The sequence below is a fragment of the Myroides sp. A21 genome, from assembly GCF_000807225.1.
Lineage (GTDB): Bacteria > Bacteroidota > Bacteroidia > Flavobacteriales > Flavobacteriaceae > Flavobacterium > Flavobacterium odoratimimum.
In genome coordinates, this window is the sequence record NZ_CP010327.1 from 2,438,905 (window position 1) to 2,454,230 (window position 15,326).

Consider the following 15,326-nt stretch of genomic DNA (forward strand, 5'->3'; position numbering starts at 1 on the left):
TTATCGGTAGGTTTATTTTTTCTCTAATAAAGCCATGTAGAATCCGTCAAAACCAGATTCACTAGATAGAATTTTATGATCTTCGATCAGTTTAAAATCTTTACCAGCATCTGATTTTAAGAACTTTTCTATCTGTAGTTCATTTTCAGAAGGAAGGATAGAGCAGGTAGCATATACCATCTTACCACCAGCTTTAAGTATTTTAGAATAATCTTGTAATACTTGCTCTTGTACTTGCTTAATTTCTTCTACGAACTCAGGTCTAAGCTTCCACTTGCTATCAGGGTTTCTTTTTAATACTCCTAATCCACTACATGGTGCATCGATTAATAGACGATCAGCCTTGTCATGTAGTTTTTTAATGGTTTTAGTACCTTCTATGATTCTGTACTCGATATTAAAAGCTCCGTTTCGTTTCGCTCTGATTTTTAATTGCTTTTGTTTGCTCTCATAGATATCCATTGCTATGATTTGCCCTTTATTCTCCATAAGAGAAGCCAAATGAAGTGTCTTACCACCCGCACCTGCGCATGTATCTACTACACGCATTCCAGGTTTTACATCTAACAATCTAGCTACTAACTGTGAAGAAGCATCTTGTACTTCGAACAATCCTTCTTTAAAAGCATCTGTCATAAATACATTCGCTCTTTCTTTAAGGATTAATGCATCAGGATATTCTTCTGGTAGGATAGTCTCTATATCTAGATCCATCAGAATACCATATAATTTTTGTCTAGTTGTTTTTAAAGTATTCACACGTAAGATCACGCTAGCCTGTTTATTCTGAGCAGCAAGTTCTTTCGTCCATTTTTCTTCACCTAATTCTTTCACACCTAATTCATCCATCCAGTCAGGAATAGACTCTCTGAATTTACGTGTTTTGTTTAATTCGTCGAATCTACCTTTAATACGTCTTGCAGGTGTGTTTTCGAAGTATTTCCAGTCCGGTAATGTATAACCTCTAAGTACAGCCCAAACAGCGAATATTCTCCAAGCGTCATCTCTGTTTATAGGGTCTTTTACTTCTGCTATTTCAGCATATAGTCTTCTCCATCTTACGATTTCATAGATAGTCTCAGCTACGAATTTTCTATCAGCGCTTCCCCAGCGTTTATCTTTTTTCAAGGCTCTAGCTACCATTTTATCTGCATACTCACCATCGTTGAATATAGCTAAAATAGAGTCTATAACTGTAAATACAAGGTTTCTGTGTAATCTCATTATTATATTATATATAAAATAGCCCACAAATATACGTTGATTTGTGGGCTTTATAGGTATGGATTAATATTATTTTAAGTTAAACCCAAATTACGCACTAGCCAAATACTACAAAGCAATTCTACTTCATAATTCTTTCATTAGCTCTCAAACCATACTATAGTATGCTTTAATCACTAATTCAGACCTATTTTGTATAATTACTTTTCGTTTATATGTCTATTGCATAATTCGGGTTAAATAGAATTACTTCTTGTCTTTATACTTTTTGAGGAGTTGACGGTTAAAGTCGTCTTCTGCCTTTTTTAGAACAAGAATTTTCTTTTCACCTATGATCTTTTTAACATCTTCTACAAACTTGATTCGAGCAGAAGAATAAGATTCTTCGAAGTCTATTAGTTCCTGTACTTTTTTATTCGCTTCTTTATCACTTAGCTTGTTTAAGTCTTGTATATCTGCGTTTTTGATGTATTTAAATACATTAGTGTGTCGTAGTTCTGACATCTTCTTATCATAAGCGATGTAGATCGGTAAGAACTTTTCGGCTTGTTCGCTACTCAAGTTTAATTCGGCTGTAATATGAGCAACTTTTAATGATCTAATCTGATCATGTTTGTCTTGTGCATAAGTAGTTACACTAAACATAAGCACCATTAAAATACTTAATAATTGTTTCATTGTATTATTCATTTAAGTAATACTCGATATCAATATGTGATAACACATAATGATCTATTTGGGATTGTTTTATTTCTATATTATCTTTTAAATCGTTGAAGTCCTGTTCATCTAATGCATTGATAATGTCATTGTTTAAAGAGAAGCTTTGATTGTATTCTAAGTAACTCTCTATACTATCTTTATTTAAAGTATTAGAATCTGGAGTAAAGAAGAACGTAATACCAAACAGCAATGCAATAGCCGCTGCTGCAGCGGTCCAAATATAACGGTTTTTATACAGAGGTACTACCTTAGGAATAGGAGTGATAGAAGAGTCAATATTAGCTAATACTCTATGCTCTAGATTAGCAAAGTAGTCTTCAGGTACTTTAAAAGTGCCTTTAGGATCTTTCGTATTTAAATATTTATTGTCCATATTCTTCTCCTTTATTAGTTAGACGATTAAAAAGTACAAAGGTTTAATTTGACTCTATAAAAAGTTCTATTTTCTTTACTGCGTGGTGATAAGAAGCTTTTAGTGCTCCTACACTAGTCTCTAAAATTTCTGATATAGTCTGGTAGTCTAGATCTTCATAGTATTTCATCTTGAAGACGAGTTGTTGTTTTTGAGGTAATGACGCTATTGCCTTTTGTAATATGAGTTCTGCTTCATCCCCATCGAATAGACTGTCTGCTTCTAGTTGATTGACTAGATACTCATTTAGCTCATCATCTTCTAGTTGCATTTTTCTACTTTTTGACTTTAGAAAATCTAGTGCTTGATTAGTCGCTATTCTATACATCCATGAGAACAATTGACTATTCCCCTTGAAGGTGTCTATGTTTTGGTAGATTTTTATAAATACCTCTTGTAGTACATCATCTGTATCATCGTGATTCAGCACGATAGTACGGATATGCATATATAAGCGCTGCTGATAGAGGCTTAGTAATTCACGAAATGCTTCATGCTTTGTGTCGTTATTTTGTAATCGATGTAAGAGTGAAATTTCGTCAGACAAGAGTTTTGATATTTTATAGTTTGTTTTTGGATGAGAGAAGTAAATGTAGATAAATAAAGTCAGTATATTGATATAAAGGATTATTTTTGTCAGAAAAAAAATGATCAAGACGGTTATATTTGATATGGACGGGGTGATTGTAGATACTGAGCCGGTACACCGTTATGCATATCACAGTCACTTTAAAGAATTGGGAATAGAAGTTTCAGAGCACGTATATAATTCCTTTACAGGGCACTCTACTAAGAATACGTATGAGCGCATAAAAGAAATATATGGTGTAGAAGGTAATATTCCGGACATGGTATTGAGAAAAAGAGCGTTGTTCAACGAATCTTTTGATACCAAGCCTGATCTAGAACTAATAGATGGTGTACGTGACTTGATAGAAGGATTACATGCTAAAGGGATAGAGCTTATCGTAGGATCATCAGCATCTAAGAGTACGATAGACAGAGTGTTTACTCGTTTTGGGCTGTATCCGTTCTTTACACATATCGTAAGTGGAGAGGATCTTCCTAAGTCTAAGCCAGACCCAGCGATATTCTTAAAGGCAGCTTCACTAGCGAAGTATAGTGATAAAGAGGACTGCATCGTGATAGAAGATAGTACTAATGGTATCAAGGCAGCTAATGCAGCAGGTATTAAGGTGATAGGATATAAGAGCGCTAACTCTAAACAGCAAGACTATACAGGGGCTAACTATATCGTCCATGATTTTACGACGATAGATGCAGACTATGTCATCCAACTCTAAGGTAGAGTAGATAAAAAGTCGATAAGAGAAATATAATGATTTAGGAATGTAAAGGCGTTTAATTTGACTTTCTTTTATTTTTATAATGGATAGAAATTATTAACTTTGCGTTCTTTATAATAAAAGCTTATTAAGTAGATGTTTCATAGATATATTAAATTAGGTATCGCTGCGGTATTATTCGCAGTATCAGTTTGGCAATTTGTAGAAGGTAATATTGGTAACGGTATTTTCTTATTGTTCCTTATTTCATTAGTAATATTACTTTACTATAAAAATGAGTTTATCTTATTAGCTTTCTTAAAATTGAGAAAACAAGATTTTGACGGTGCCCAAAAATGGTTGAATAAAATCAAAAATCCAGAGACAGCATTAGTGCGTAAGCAGAATGGATATTATAACTACTTAATGGGAATCATGACATCTCAGACTAACTTAAATGCTTCAGAGAAGTATATGAAGAAGGCTGTAGAGCTTGGGTTAAACATGGATCAAGACTTAGCAATGGCTAAACTTCAGTTAGCAGGTATCGCGATGACGAAGAGACGTAAGCTAGAAGCTACTAAACTTTTAGGAGAGGCGCAGAAGCTTGATAAACAAGGGATGTTAAAAGACCAAATCAAAATGATGAAAGAACAAATGAAGAGATTCTAATCTTAGACTTTGTTAAAGATATAGAAAGCTACACTTCGGTGTAGCTTTTTTTGTATCTACTAGTTAGGTTCGTTTAGTTTTAGTTGCCTTGAGTCCGTAGTGAGTCCGTTATGAGTCCGTATTGACTCCGTTATTTTAGGTAAATAAACGGAGTGACTATAGACTTAGACTAGATTGAGTATGTATTTGTTTCGATAGAGAGTGATGTGAGTGTAATAGCAGGGTGCAGGGTAAGAGGATAACAATGTGTATGTATATCAATCTGAAGTTTTTAAAAGTTGAGGAGTTACTTGTATGAAGAATATGATGTAGTTGCCACTTGGTTGTGGTATTCTCTTACCTAAGAGAAGATTGAATCAAAAAAAAATCGCTTAAGATTATCTCTTAAGCGATTTTATATTTTATAGTATATTGACTATTTAATTTCTTCTGATGTGAATGCTAGTTTCACAGTAGGGAATTTACTTTGTGTCATTTGGATAGAGAATTCACTATCTGCTAAGAACACTAGTTGTCCTGATTTATCAAAAGCTAGGAACTTCTGTTTTATACGTTTGAATTCTTTGAACTCTTCGTTTTTAGGATCTTCTGGACGTACCCAACATGCTTTATAAGCAGGGAAGTTCTCATACGTACATTTAGCTCCGTATTCGTGCTCTAAACGGTATTGGATAACCTCGTACTGAAGTGCTCCTACAGTACCGATTACTTTACGACCATTCATCTCTAGGGTGAATAACTGTGCTACCCCTTCATCCATTAACTGATCGATACCTTTCTCTAATTGTTTAGATTTAAGTGGATCAGCGTTGTTGATATAACGGAAGTGCTCAGGTGAGAAACTAGGAATACCTGTGAACTGCATGATTTCTCCTTCAGTCAATGTGTCTCCGATCTTAAAGTTACCAGTATCGTGTAACCCTACGATATCTCCAGCATAAGATACATCTACGATTTCTTTTTTCTCAGCGAAGAAAGCATTCGGGCTAGAGAACTTAAGCTTCTTACCTTGTCTTACGTGTAAGTAAGGAGTATTTCTCTCAAATGTACCAGATACAATCTTGATGAATGCTAGACGGTCTCTGTGTTTAGGGTCCATATTAGCATGGATCTTAAATACAAATCCTGAGAATGTATTTTCTTTAGGCTCTACTACTCTTGTACTAGATTCTTTAGCACGAGGAGAAGGAGCGATTTGGATAAAACAATCTAATAGTTCACGTACCCCAAAGTTGTTTAACGCAGAACCAAAGAATACAGGTTGTAGGTTACCACTGATATACTCTTCTCTGTCAAATTCTGGGTAGATACCTTCTATGATTTCTAATTCATCACGTAGGTTATTAGCAGATTTCTCACCTACTAATTTGTCTAGTTCAGGAGATGCTAGGTCAGATACATTGATTGTTTCTTCAATGTTCTTACGGCTATCTTCACTGAATAAGTTGATATTCTTTTCCCAGATATTATAGATACCTTTAAAGTCGTACCCCATTCCGATAGGGAAACTTAAAGGAGTTACTTTTAGTTGAAGTTTTTGTTCTACTTCATCCATTAGTTCAAAAGCATCACGTCCTTCACGGTCAAGTTTGTTGATGAATACGATCATTGGTATGTTACGCATTCTACATACTTCTACAAGCTTCTCAGTCTGTTCCTCGACCCCTTTAGCAACGTCGATTACTACGATAACACTGTCTACTGCAGTCAGTGTTCTGAACGTATCTTCAGCGAAGTCTTTGTGACCAGGTGTATCTAGAATATTAATCTTTTTGTCTTTATAATTAAATGCAAGAACCGAAGTTGCAACAGAAATACCACGTTGGCGTTCAATCTCCATAAAATCGGAAGTAGCTCCTTTTTTAATCTTGTTGTTTTTTACTGCACCAGCTTCTTGAATAGCTCCACCAAAAAGTAGTAACTTTTCAGTTAATGTTGTCTTACCAGCATCAGGGTGAGCAATTACACCAAATGTACGTCTACGATCTATTTCCTTTAAAAAACTCATTATTAAAAAATTTAAGGTACAAAAGTACTTATATTTTGCGGAATTAAAAGTTGTTTTTTGGAGAATGATGTATACATTTAGTTGCTATTTCATACTCTCATAGACTGATGTAATGGGATAGCGATGGTTAGAGTAGGTAATAGAACTAACGTTGGTAGTATAAAGAAGCAATATTTAGAAAGGAAAGGAGTTATCCTTTATGTAAAATAATTACATAATTATTATCAATACTTCGTTAACTAGTGTAGGTACTTTAGTAAAGATTTGTATTATTGTGTGTTGGAATTTAAAAGGAGAGAGGGATAAATATAAAGTAACTTGTTTTTGGGTATAAAACTTTGTTTTAAAATAAGTATTTTTGGGAATTAGTTTCATAAATAGAAATAGTGTATGAATAAATATCGCTTAGTAGGAACCTTGTTTTTGAGTATGTTATGTGGTGCTATGGTGGTATCTTGTGATAAGCTTGGTAGCACTGGGTCTAAGGAGAATGCTGTAGCAAGGGTAAATGATACTTATCTAGACAGAGATGAGGTACATGGTATAGTTCCTTCTAGTGCTGATAAGCAGGATAGTCTAGCCATCGTGACTCGGTTTATAGATAAGTGGGCTACTAAAAAATTATTGATAGAAGCTGCAGAGTTTAATCTATCTAGTGATAAGAAAGAAGAAATAGATAAATTAGTCGATCAATTTAAAAGTGATTTACTAATAAAGGATTATCTAGAAAAACTAGTACAGAAGAGTATAGATACAATTATTCAAGAGAAAGACTTGAGAGTGTATTATGATAAGTATAAGAGTAATTTCCTTGTAGAGGATATGCTAGTGAGAATGTCTTATGCTAATGTCTTAAAGGATAATAGTAATTATAGTACAATCAGAAAGTACTTTAGTTCGTCTCGAAAAGAAGATCATGAGAAGTTAGATGGAATGTCTCTGCACATGAAATCGTATGCTCTAAATGACTCTATATGGGTGGATGTGAAGCAGATATATGAGAAGCTTCCTTTCTTAAATAATAACAATAAAGATAATTACTTAAAAAACAATGCCTTTTTTGAGGTAGAAGAAGAAAATAGTACTTATTTTGTAAAAGTGAATACAGTATTACCTAGAGGAAGTGTAATTCCTTTTAGTTATTTAAAGAAATCACTAAAGATGATGGTCATTAATGATCGTAAAATGGAATTACTAAAACAATACGAAGAAGATATATTAAAGGATGCTAAAAAAAATAAAAGGTATGAAGTTTTTTAATAAGAAGGTAATGGTAGCTTTAGGGCTAGCTCTTTCTTTTGTAGGATTTGCGCAAGGGCAGACTAAACAGGGTAGAAAAATAGATGGAGTAGTAGGAGTAGTAGGAGATTACATTATCTTAGAATCAGAGATTGATAAAACGTTGATAGAGCTTAAGGCACAACGTATCCCTACAGGTGATTTATCAAGATGTGATTTGTTTGAAAAACTATTGGAGGATAAATTATTTGCTCACCAGGCTGTACAAGACAGTTTAGAGGTAACAGATGCTGAGGTGACAAGTTTTATGAACGAACAAATCAACCGTATGGTGGAGGATGTAGGTTCTATAGATAAGATCATCCAGTTCTATAATAAAAAGAATGAAGAGGAACTACGTGAGGCATTATTCGAAATCGTAAAGCAAAATAAACTGACACAGAATATGCAACAGCATATCGTGGAGAAAGTAACTATCACTCCAGAAGAAGTACGTCAGTTCTTTAACGAGATTCCTAAAGATCAGTTGCCAACTGTAGGGGATGAGGTAGAGATAGCTGAGATTGTGATTAAACCAGAGATTTCTAAAGAGCAAAAGCAAAAAGTAATCGATCGTCTGAATGAGATGAAGAAAGACGTATTAGAGAATGGTGCTAGTTTCTTTAGTAAAGCGGTACTATTCACAGATGATAGAGGGTCTGCTAGTAATGGAGGATTCTATTCTATCACTAAAAAGTCTCCTTTCGTAAAAGAGTTTAAAGAGGTAGCATTCAACATGGCAGAGGGAGAGATCTCTGAACCATTCGAGTCAGAATACGGATATCATATCATATACTTAGAGAAGATACGTGGACAACACTTAGATCTAAGACATATCTTATTAAAACCAAAACCAACTGATGCTGCATTAGAAGAAGCTAAGAAAAGGGCAGAGAATATCCGTACGAAGATTGCTAATAAGGAGATTACATTCGCAGCTGCTGCAGCGAGTGAGTCAGATGATAAGGATACAAAACAAAATGGTGGTATTATGAAAGATCCTAGATCATTAGACCCACGTTTTGAATTGAATAATATGGAAGATAGAGAACTATATTTCTTAGTGTCTAATCTAAAAGAAGGCGAAGTATCTCAAGTGGCATTAAAGAACGATATGCAAAAACAAGAGAAATACTATCGTATAGTAACAATCAATAAGAAATATGCTGAGCATAAAATTGACTTTGCAGAGGATTATACGAAGGTTAGAAATATGGCTTTAAATAAAAAACAAGCTGAAGAAGTGAATAAATGGGTTTCTCGTAAGGTAAATGACGCTTATATTAACATTCAGGGGGAATTTCGTAATTGTACATTCCGTAATAATTGGCTTAAAAAATAAGAATATAATAATCTGAAGGAATGAAAACGACATTTTAGCAATAGGCTAGAATGTCGTTTTTTTTATGTTTAGGGGATAAATATCGTAATATGATATATTAAGCATTAAAAATTAATTAATTTCAGAAAAAGAGGTTCTGTTTATTAAAACTATTGAATTTAATTCAGTAAAGAAGAATGTTTGTAAATAATATTTTTTGTATTTGTAGGATTCATTAAAAACTTTTGAAAATAAATTAGTTTGCTTAAATTTGTGCTGACAAAAATTCAAAGTGATAAACTAAACATAATTATCTAAACTAAGAAGGATGAGTATGTGAGGATTAAGCTTAGAAAAAGAACTAATACAAAATAACATGTATAGGTTGATACAGGGTTCTATCCTCAACCTTTTATTAAATAGACATAACTATGAGTCTTTACAAGGATTACATCAACGAGATCGAAGAAAGAAAAACTCAAGGGCTTAACCCTAAGCCAATTGACGGTGCTGAACTATTAAGTGAAGTTATAGCACAAGTAAAAGATGCTGAGAACGAATACCATGAGGATTCTCTTAAGCTTTTTATTTATAATGTTTTACCGGGTACTACTAGTGCTGCTGGTGTTAAAGCGAAGTTTTTAAAAGAAATTATCTTAGGTGAGGTTGTAGTAAAAGAAATTACTCCAGCTTTTGCATTCGAATTATTATCTCATATGAAGGGTGGGCCTTCTATCGAGGTTCTTTTAGACTTAGCGTTAGGTAATAATGAAGCTATCGCTTTAGAAGCTGCTAAAGTACTTAAGACACAAGTGTTCTTATACGATGCAGATACATTACGTCTAAAAGAGGCTTTCTTAGCTGGTAATGCTATTGCTAAGGATATCTTAGAGAGCTATGCTAAAGCGGAGTTCTTTACAAAACTTCCTGAAGTAGCTGAGAAAATAGAAGTAGTAACTTTCATCGCTGGTGAAGGGGATATCTCTACTGACTTATTATCTCCAGGTAACCAAGCTCACTCTCGTTCTGACCGTGAGTTACACGGACAGTGTATGATCACTCCTGCTGCTCAACAAGAGATTAAAGCACTACAAGCTGCACATCCTGGTAAGAGTGTAATGTTAATCGCTGAGAAAGGTACTATGGGAGTAGGATCTTCTAGAATGTCTGGTGTGAATAACGTAGCATTGTGGACAGGTAAGCAAGCTAGTCCTTATGTACCATTCGTAAACATTGCTCCAATCGTAGGTGGTACTAACGGTATTTCTCCTATCTTCTTAACTACAGTTGACGTAACTGGAGGTATCGGACTTGACCTTAAAAACTGGGTAAAGAAAACAGATGCTAATGGAGAAGTAGTTCGCAATGAAAAAGGTGAGCCTGTATTAGAACAAGTTTACTCTGTTGAGACTGGAACTATATTGACTATTGATACAAAAGCTAAAAAATTATATAACGGAGAACAAGAGCTTATCGACATCGCTAAAGCACTTACTCCACAGAAAATGGAGTTTATCAAAGCTGGTGGTTCTTATGCTATTGTATTTGGTAAAAAGATCCAAACTTTCGCTGCGAAAGTATTAGGAATAGAAGCTCCTGTGGTTTTCGCTCCTTCAAAAGAGATTTCTATAGAAGGACAAGGACTTACTGCTGTTGAGAAAATATTCAATAGAAACGCAGTAGGAGTAACTCCTGGAAAAGTGTTACACGCAGGATCAGATGTACGTGTAGAAGTTAATATCGTTGGGTCTCAAGATACAACAGGATTAATGACTGCTCAAGAGTTAGAAGCGATGGCTGCTACAGTTATTTCTCCTATCGTAGATGGTGCATACCAATCTGGATGTCACACTGCTTCTGTATGGGATAAAAAAGCACAGACTAATATCCCTAAGTTAATGAAGTTTATGAATGACTTCGGGTTAATTACAGCACGTGACCCTAAAGGAGAATACCACTCAATGACTGACGTTATTCACAAAGTATTGAATGATATTACAATCGACGATTGGGCTATCATCATCGGTGGTGACTCTCACACTAGAATGTCTAAAGGGGTTGCTTTCGGAGCGGATTCTGGAACAGTAGCTTTAGCATTAGCAACAGGAGAGGCTTCTATGCCAATTCCTGAGTCAGTGAAAGTAACTTTCAAAGGAGATATGAAGCCACATATGGACTTCCGTGATGTAGTGCATGCTACTCAATCTCAAATGTTACAACAATTCGGAGGAGAGAACGTATTCCAAGGTAGAATTATCGAGGTTCATATCGGAACTCTTCTTGCTGACCAAGCATTTACATTTACTGACTGGACTGCAGAGATGAAAGCAAAAGCTTCTATCTGTATTTCTCAGGATGATACTTTAATCGAGTCTTTAGAGATCGCTAAGAGCCGTATCCAAATCATGATAGAGAAAGGTATGGATAACAGCAATAAAGTTCTTCAAGGATTAATAGATAAAGCAAATAAGAGAATCGAAGAGATTAGATCTGGTGAAAAACCAGCATTAACTCCAGATGCTAATGCTAAATACTATGCTGAAGTAGTGATTGACTTAGACATCATTGATGAGCCTATGATCGCTGATCCAGATGTAAATAATGATGATGTATCTAAACGTTATACTCACGATACTATTAGAGAGCTTTCTTTCTACGGAAGTGATAAGAAAGTTGATTTAGGTTTCGTAGGATCATGTATGGTTCACAAAGATGACTTAAAGATTGTTTCTCAAATGCTTAAAAACCTTGAAAAACAAAATGGTGAGGTTAAGTTTAATGCTCCATTAGTAGTGGCTGCTCCGACTTATAATATTATTGATGAGTTAAAAGCTGAAGGAGATTGGGAATATTTACAAAAATACTCTGGATTTGAGTTTAGTGATTTATTACCAAAAACAACTAACCGTACAGAATACGAAAACATTATGTACTTAGAACGTCCTGGTTGTAACTTATGTATGGGTAACCAAGAGAAAGCTGCTAAAGGTGATACAGTAATGGCTACATCTACTCGTCTGTTCCAAGGACGTGTGGTAGAAGATTCTGAACGTAAAAAAGGAGAGTCTTTATTAGCTTCTACTCCAGTAGTAGTACTTTCTGCTATCTTAGGAAGAATCCCTACTATCGAAGAGTACAAATCTTCTGTAGAAGGAATTAACTTAACGAAGTTCAAACCAATTCCTACTAAATAATATACGCTAAATAGAAATATTTAAATGTAGTTAATATAGAACGAGCCTATCTAATATTAGATAGGCTCGTTTTTTTATGGGATCACGTTAATCAATGCATTGTGCATGATGTTCTATTTCAAAATTGCAAGAATTAGCAATAAAGCAAAGTTTGTTGGCTTGAACATGTAGTTGTAGCGCTAGTTCTTTTTGTGATTCATCTCTGATGCGTACTATCGGATTTAAAACCACTTTGGTTATACGTCCACTACCATCATCATTTAGTACCAATGTAGCCTCCGAATTATCTTCATAAGCAAGTACTTCTATATCGTGTTGTTGGCATACGTATAAATACGACATCATATGACATGATGTAAGAGCGCTTAGCAATAAGTCTTCTGGATTTAGCAACGTAGGGTCTCCTTTAAAGGCTTTGGCTGCTGAAATAGGTAAAATATCTTTTCCTTTTATTTTGATGGTATGGCTTTTAGCATACACCTTTTTGTTCGACTCTTTTTGCTTGTCGATAGCAATCCAATTTAGCGCTGCTTTAAAAAGATGTTTGTACATAGTTATTTGTTTTAAATAAGATGATGAATGCATAAGTAGCATTTGCTTATCTATATATTATAGTTGGTGAGTTTAAGTAAGGGCAATAATTTCCTTATTAATATGATTCAAATTTAAACAAAATACTTAACTAATCATTTGTTGCAATATTATACTTAGACATAGTATTATAGTCTCTTTTGTAAAACTTACTTCAGTTAAATAGAATCATTTTAAATATATTGTTTTAACATTTATATAGAATTTATTAGAGGTAAAAAACTGTAAATTGTTTTAATAATTTAAATTGTAAAAAAAGAACTTTATTATGGCTTTTGATATTGAAATGATTAAAAAAGTGTATGATAAGATGCCTGACCGCGTAGCAAAAGCTCGTGAATTAGTAGGTCGTCCATTAACACTTTCAGAAAAGATTTTATATACTCACTTATGGGATGGAACACCATCACAATCATTTGAGAGAGGTAAAGACTATGTTGACTTTGCGCCAGACCGTGTAGCGTGTCAAGATGCAACAGCTCAGATGGCTTTATTACAATTTATGCATGCTGGTAAAGAAAAGGTAGCAGTACCGACTACTGTGCACTGTGACCACTTAATCCAAGCAAAAGTAGGTGCTGCTACAGATCTTCAAACAGCACAAAACCAATCGTCAGAGGTGTTTAACTTTTTATCTTCTGTATCTAATAAATATGGTATTGGTTTCTGGAAACCAGGAGCAGGTATTATTCACCAAATTGTATTAGAGAACTATGCTTTCCCAGGAGGATTAATGATAGGTACAGATTCACATACAGTTAATGCTGGTGGTTTAGGTATGTTAGCTATAGGTGTAGGTGGAGCTGATGCAGTAGATGTAATGTCTGGCATGGCTTGGGAATTAAAGTTTCCTAAATTAATAGGTGTGAAATTAACTGGTAAGTTAAACGGTTGGACTGCCCCTAAAGACGTTATTCTTAAAGTAGCAGATATTCTTACTGTAAAAGGAGGAACTGGAGCTATCGTAGAGTATTTCGGTGAAGGAGCTACTTCTATGTCATGTACAGGTAAAGGTACTATTTGTAATATGGGAGCAGAGATAGGTGCGACTACTTCTACATTTGGATACGATGATTCAATGAGAAGATATTTAGCAGCTACAGGTCGTCAAGATGTAGTGGATGCTGCTGATAAGGTAGCTGAACACTTAACAGCAGATGCTGAAGTGTACGCTAACCCAGAAAAATACTTTGACGAGTTAATAGAAATAAACTTATCAGAATTAGAACCACATATTAATGGGCCTTTTACACCAGATAGAGGAACTCCTGTGTCAAAAATGAGAGCAGAAGCAGAAGCTAACGGATGGCCATTAAAAGTAGAATGGGGATTAATAGGTTCTTGTACGAACTCTTCTTATGAAGATATGTCTAGAGCGGCTTCTATTGTAGAACAAGCAGTAGCTCAAGGAATCACTCCTAAGGCAGAATTTGGTATTAACCCAGGTTCTGAACAAATTCGTTATACAATTGAAAGAGATGGTATCATTGAGACTTTTGAGAAGATGGGAACAAAAGTATTTACCAATGCTTGTGGGCCATGTATCGGTCAATGGGATCGTGAAGGAGCTGATAAACAAGAGAAAAACACTATTGTTCACTCGTTTAACCGTAACTTCTCTAAGCGTGCGGATGGTAACCCAAATACCCATGCTTTTGTAACATCTCCTGAAATGGTAGCTGCTTTAGCTATTGCTGGTGACTTAGGTTTTAACCCTATCACAGATACACTAATTAACGATAATGGAGAAGAAGTAAAATTAGTACCTCCTACAGGTGATGAATTGCCGACTAAAGGTTTTGCAGTAGAGGATCCTGGATATCAAGCACCAGCTGCTGATGGTTCAAATGTAGTAGTAGATGTAAACCCTACTTCTAGTCGTTTACAATTGTTAGAGCCATTTACTCCATGGGATGGAAAGAACATTACTGGAGCTAAATTGTTGATTAAAGCTTTTGGTAAATGTACTACAGACCATATTTCTATGGCTGGTCCTTGGTTGCGTTTCCGTGGACACTTAGATAATATTTCTGACAATATGTTGATAGGAGCAGAGAATGCTTTTAATCACGAGACAAATAAAGTGAAGAACCAACTGACAGGTGCTTACGGAGCAGTACCTGCAGTTCAAAGAGCTTATAAAGCAGCAGGTGTACCAACTATTGTAGTAGGGGACCAAAACTATGGGGAAGGTTCTTCTCGTGAACATGCAGCTATGGAGCCTCGTCACTTAGGGGTAAAAGCTGTATTAGTGAAGTCTTTTGCACGTATTCATGAAACAAACCTAAAGAAACAAGGAATGTTAGCTTTAACGTTTGCTAATGAAGCTGATTATGATAAGATAAAAGAAGATGATACAATCAACTTCTTAGATTTAACTGAGTTTGCACCAGGTAAACAGTTATCATTAGAGTTCGTACATGCTGATGGATCTAAGGACATCATCATGGCTAACCATACGTATAACGCTAGTCAAATAGAATGGTTTAAAGCAGGTTCTGCATTAAACTTAATTGCAGCAGGTAAGTAATTAACTCTACAATTCTATATTATAAAGGGTATCTCAATTGAGGTACCCTTTTTTTATCTGTTTGAATAGAGGTGTTATTAACTTTGA

At 34.9% G+C, this 15,326-nt stretch carries 12 protein-coding genes; 6 read left to right on the forward strand and 6 right to left on the reverse strand.

Features of this window, described 5'->3' with window-relative positions; all coding sequences use genetic code 11:
• Positions 1 to 12: 12 nt before the first annotated feature.
• The 4 genes from MYRA21_RS11105 to MYRA21_RS11120 all read right to left on the reverse strand — a co-directional run bounded on the left by MYRA21_RS11105 (position 13) and on the right by MYRA21_RS11120 (position 2,906).
• Complete coding sequence (locus MYRA21_RS11105) at positions 13 to 1,224, reverse strand: RsmB/NOP family class I SAM-dependent RNA methyltransferase (protein ID WP_006263112.1); 1,212 nt, start codon at positions 1,222 to 1,224, stop codon at positions 13 to 15.
• 246 nt (positions 1,225 to 1,470) lie between these two features.
• Positions 1,471 to 1,902, reverse strand: a complete 432-nt coding sequence (locus MYRA21_RS11110; RefSeq protein WP_006263113.1) for a hypothetical protein — start codon at positions 1,900 to 1,902, stop codon at positions 1,471 to 1,473.
• A 4-nt stretch (positions 1,903 to 1,906) separates the two neighbouring features.
• The gene (locus MYRA21_RS11115; protein ID WP_039329048.1) at positions 1,907 to 2,320 is read right to left on the reverse strand and encodes a hypothetical protein; all 414 of its coding nucleotides are present in this window, start codon (positions 2,318 to 2,320) and stop codon (positions 1,907 to 1,909) included.
• 43 nt (positions 2,321 to 2,363) lie between these two features.
• The gene (locus MYRA21_RS11120) at positions 2,364 to 2,906 is read right to left on the reverse strand and encodes an RNA polymerase sigma factor (protein WP_006256801.1); all 543 of its coding nucleotides are present in this window, start codon (positions 2,904 to 2,906) and stop codon (positions 2,364 to 2,366) included.
• 100 nt (positions 2,907 to 3,006) lie between these two features.
• On the opposite strand from MYRA21_RS11120, the gene MYRA21_RS11125 reads away from it, so the two are divergent.
• Together MYRA21_RS11125 and MYRA21_RS11130 are read left to right on the forward strand one after the other, a co-directional pair.
• Positions 3,007 to 3,663: an HAD family phosphatase gene (locus tag MYRA21_RS11125; RefSeq protein ID WP_006256800.1), complete on the forward strand. Its 657-nt coding sequence runs from the start codon at positions 3,007 to 3,009 to the stop codon at positions 3,661 to 3,663.
• Positions 3,664 to 3,801: 138 nt separating this feature from the next.
• A complete protein-coding gene (locus MYRA21_RS11130; protein WP_006256799.1) occupies positions 3,802 to 4,317 on the forward strand; it encodes a hypothetical protein in 516 nt (171 codons plus the stop codon).
• A gap of 415 nt (positions 4,318 to 4,732) precedes the next feature.
• On the opposite strand, the gene MYRA21_RS11135 is transcribed toward MYRA21_RS11130, so the two are convergent.
• Positions 4,733 to 6,325, reverse strand: coding sequence for a peptide chain release factor 3 (locus MYRA21_RS11135; protein WP_006256798.1), 1,593 nt, complete (start codon positions 6,323 to 6,325; stop codon positions 4,733 to 4,735).
• A 390-nt stretch (positions 6,326 to 6,715) separates the two neighbouring features.
• Between MYRA21_RS11135 and MYRA21_RS11140 the strand changes: the two genes are divergently transcribed.
• The 3 genes from MYRA21_RS11140 to MYRA21_RS11150 all read left to right on the forward strand — a co-directional run bounded on the left by MYRA21_RS11140 (position 6,716) and on the right by MYRA21_RS11150 (position 12,118).
• Positions 6,716 to 7,585, forward strand: coding sequence for a hypothetical protein (locus MYRA21_RS11140; protein ID WP_006256797.1), 870 nt, complete (start codon positions 6,716 to 6,718; stop codon positions 7,583 to 7,585).
• A complete protein-coding gene (locus MYRA21_RS11145; protein ID WP_006256796.1) occupies positions 7,572 to 8,945 on the forward strand; it encodes a peptidylprolyl isomerase in 1,374 nt (457 codons plus the stop codon). The genes MYRA21_RS11140 and MYRA21_RS11145 overlap by 14 nt, the downstream gene beginning before the upstream one ends.
• 410 nt (positions 8,946 to 9,355) lie before the next feature.
• The gene (locus tag MYRA21_RS11150; RefSeq protein ID WP_006260790.1) at positions 9,356 to 12,118 is read left to right on the forward strand and encodes a bifunctional aconitate hydratase 2/2-methylisocitrate dehydratase; all 2,763 of its coding nucleotides are present in this window, start codon (positions 9,356 to 9,358) and stop codon (positions 12,116 to 12,118) included.
• Between the two features lie 87 nt (positions 12,119 to 12,205).
• Here the strand turns inward: MYRA21_RS11150 and MYRA21_RS11155 are convergent, their stop codons facing one another.
• Positions 12,206 to 12,670 (reverse strand): OsmC family protein, encoded by a 465-nt coding sequence (locus MYRA21_RS11155; protein WP_006260791.1) that lies wholly within the window; start codon positions 12,668 to 12,670, stop codon positions 12,206 to 12,208.
• A 307-nt stretch (positions 12,671 to 12,977) separates the two neighbouring features.
• Between MYRA21_RS11155 and MYRA21_RS11160 the strand changes: the two genes are divergently transcribed.
• Positions 12,978 to 15,239 carry an aconitate hydratase gene (locus MYRA21_RS11160; protein WP_006256793.1) on the forward strand — a complete coding sequence of 754 codons (2,262 nt, stop codon included), beginning with the start codon at positions 12,978 to 12,980 and terminating at the stop codon, positions 15,237 to 15,239.
• The last annotated feature ends 87 nt before the right edge of the window (positions 15,240 to 15,326 follow it).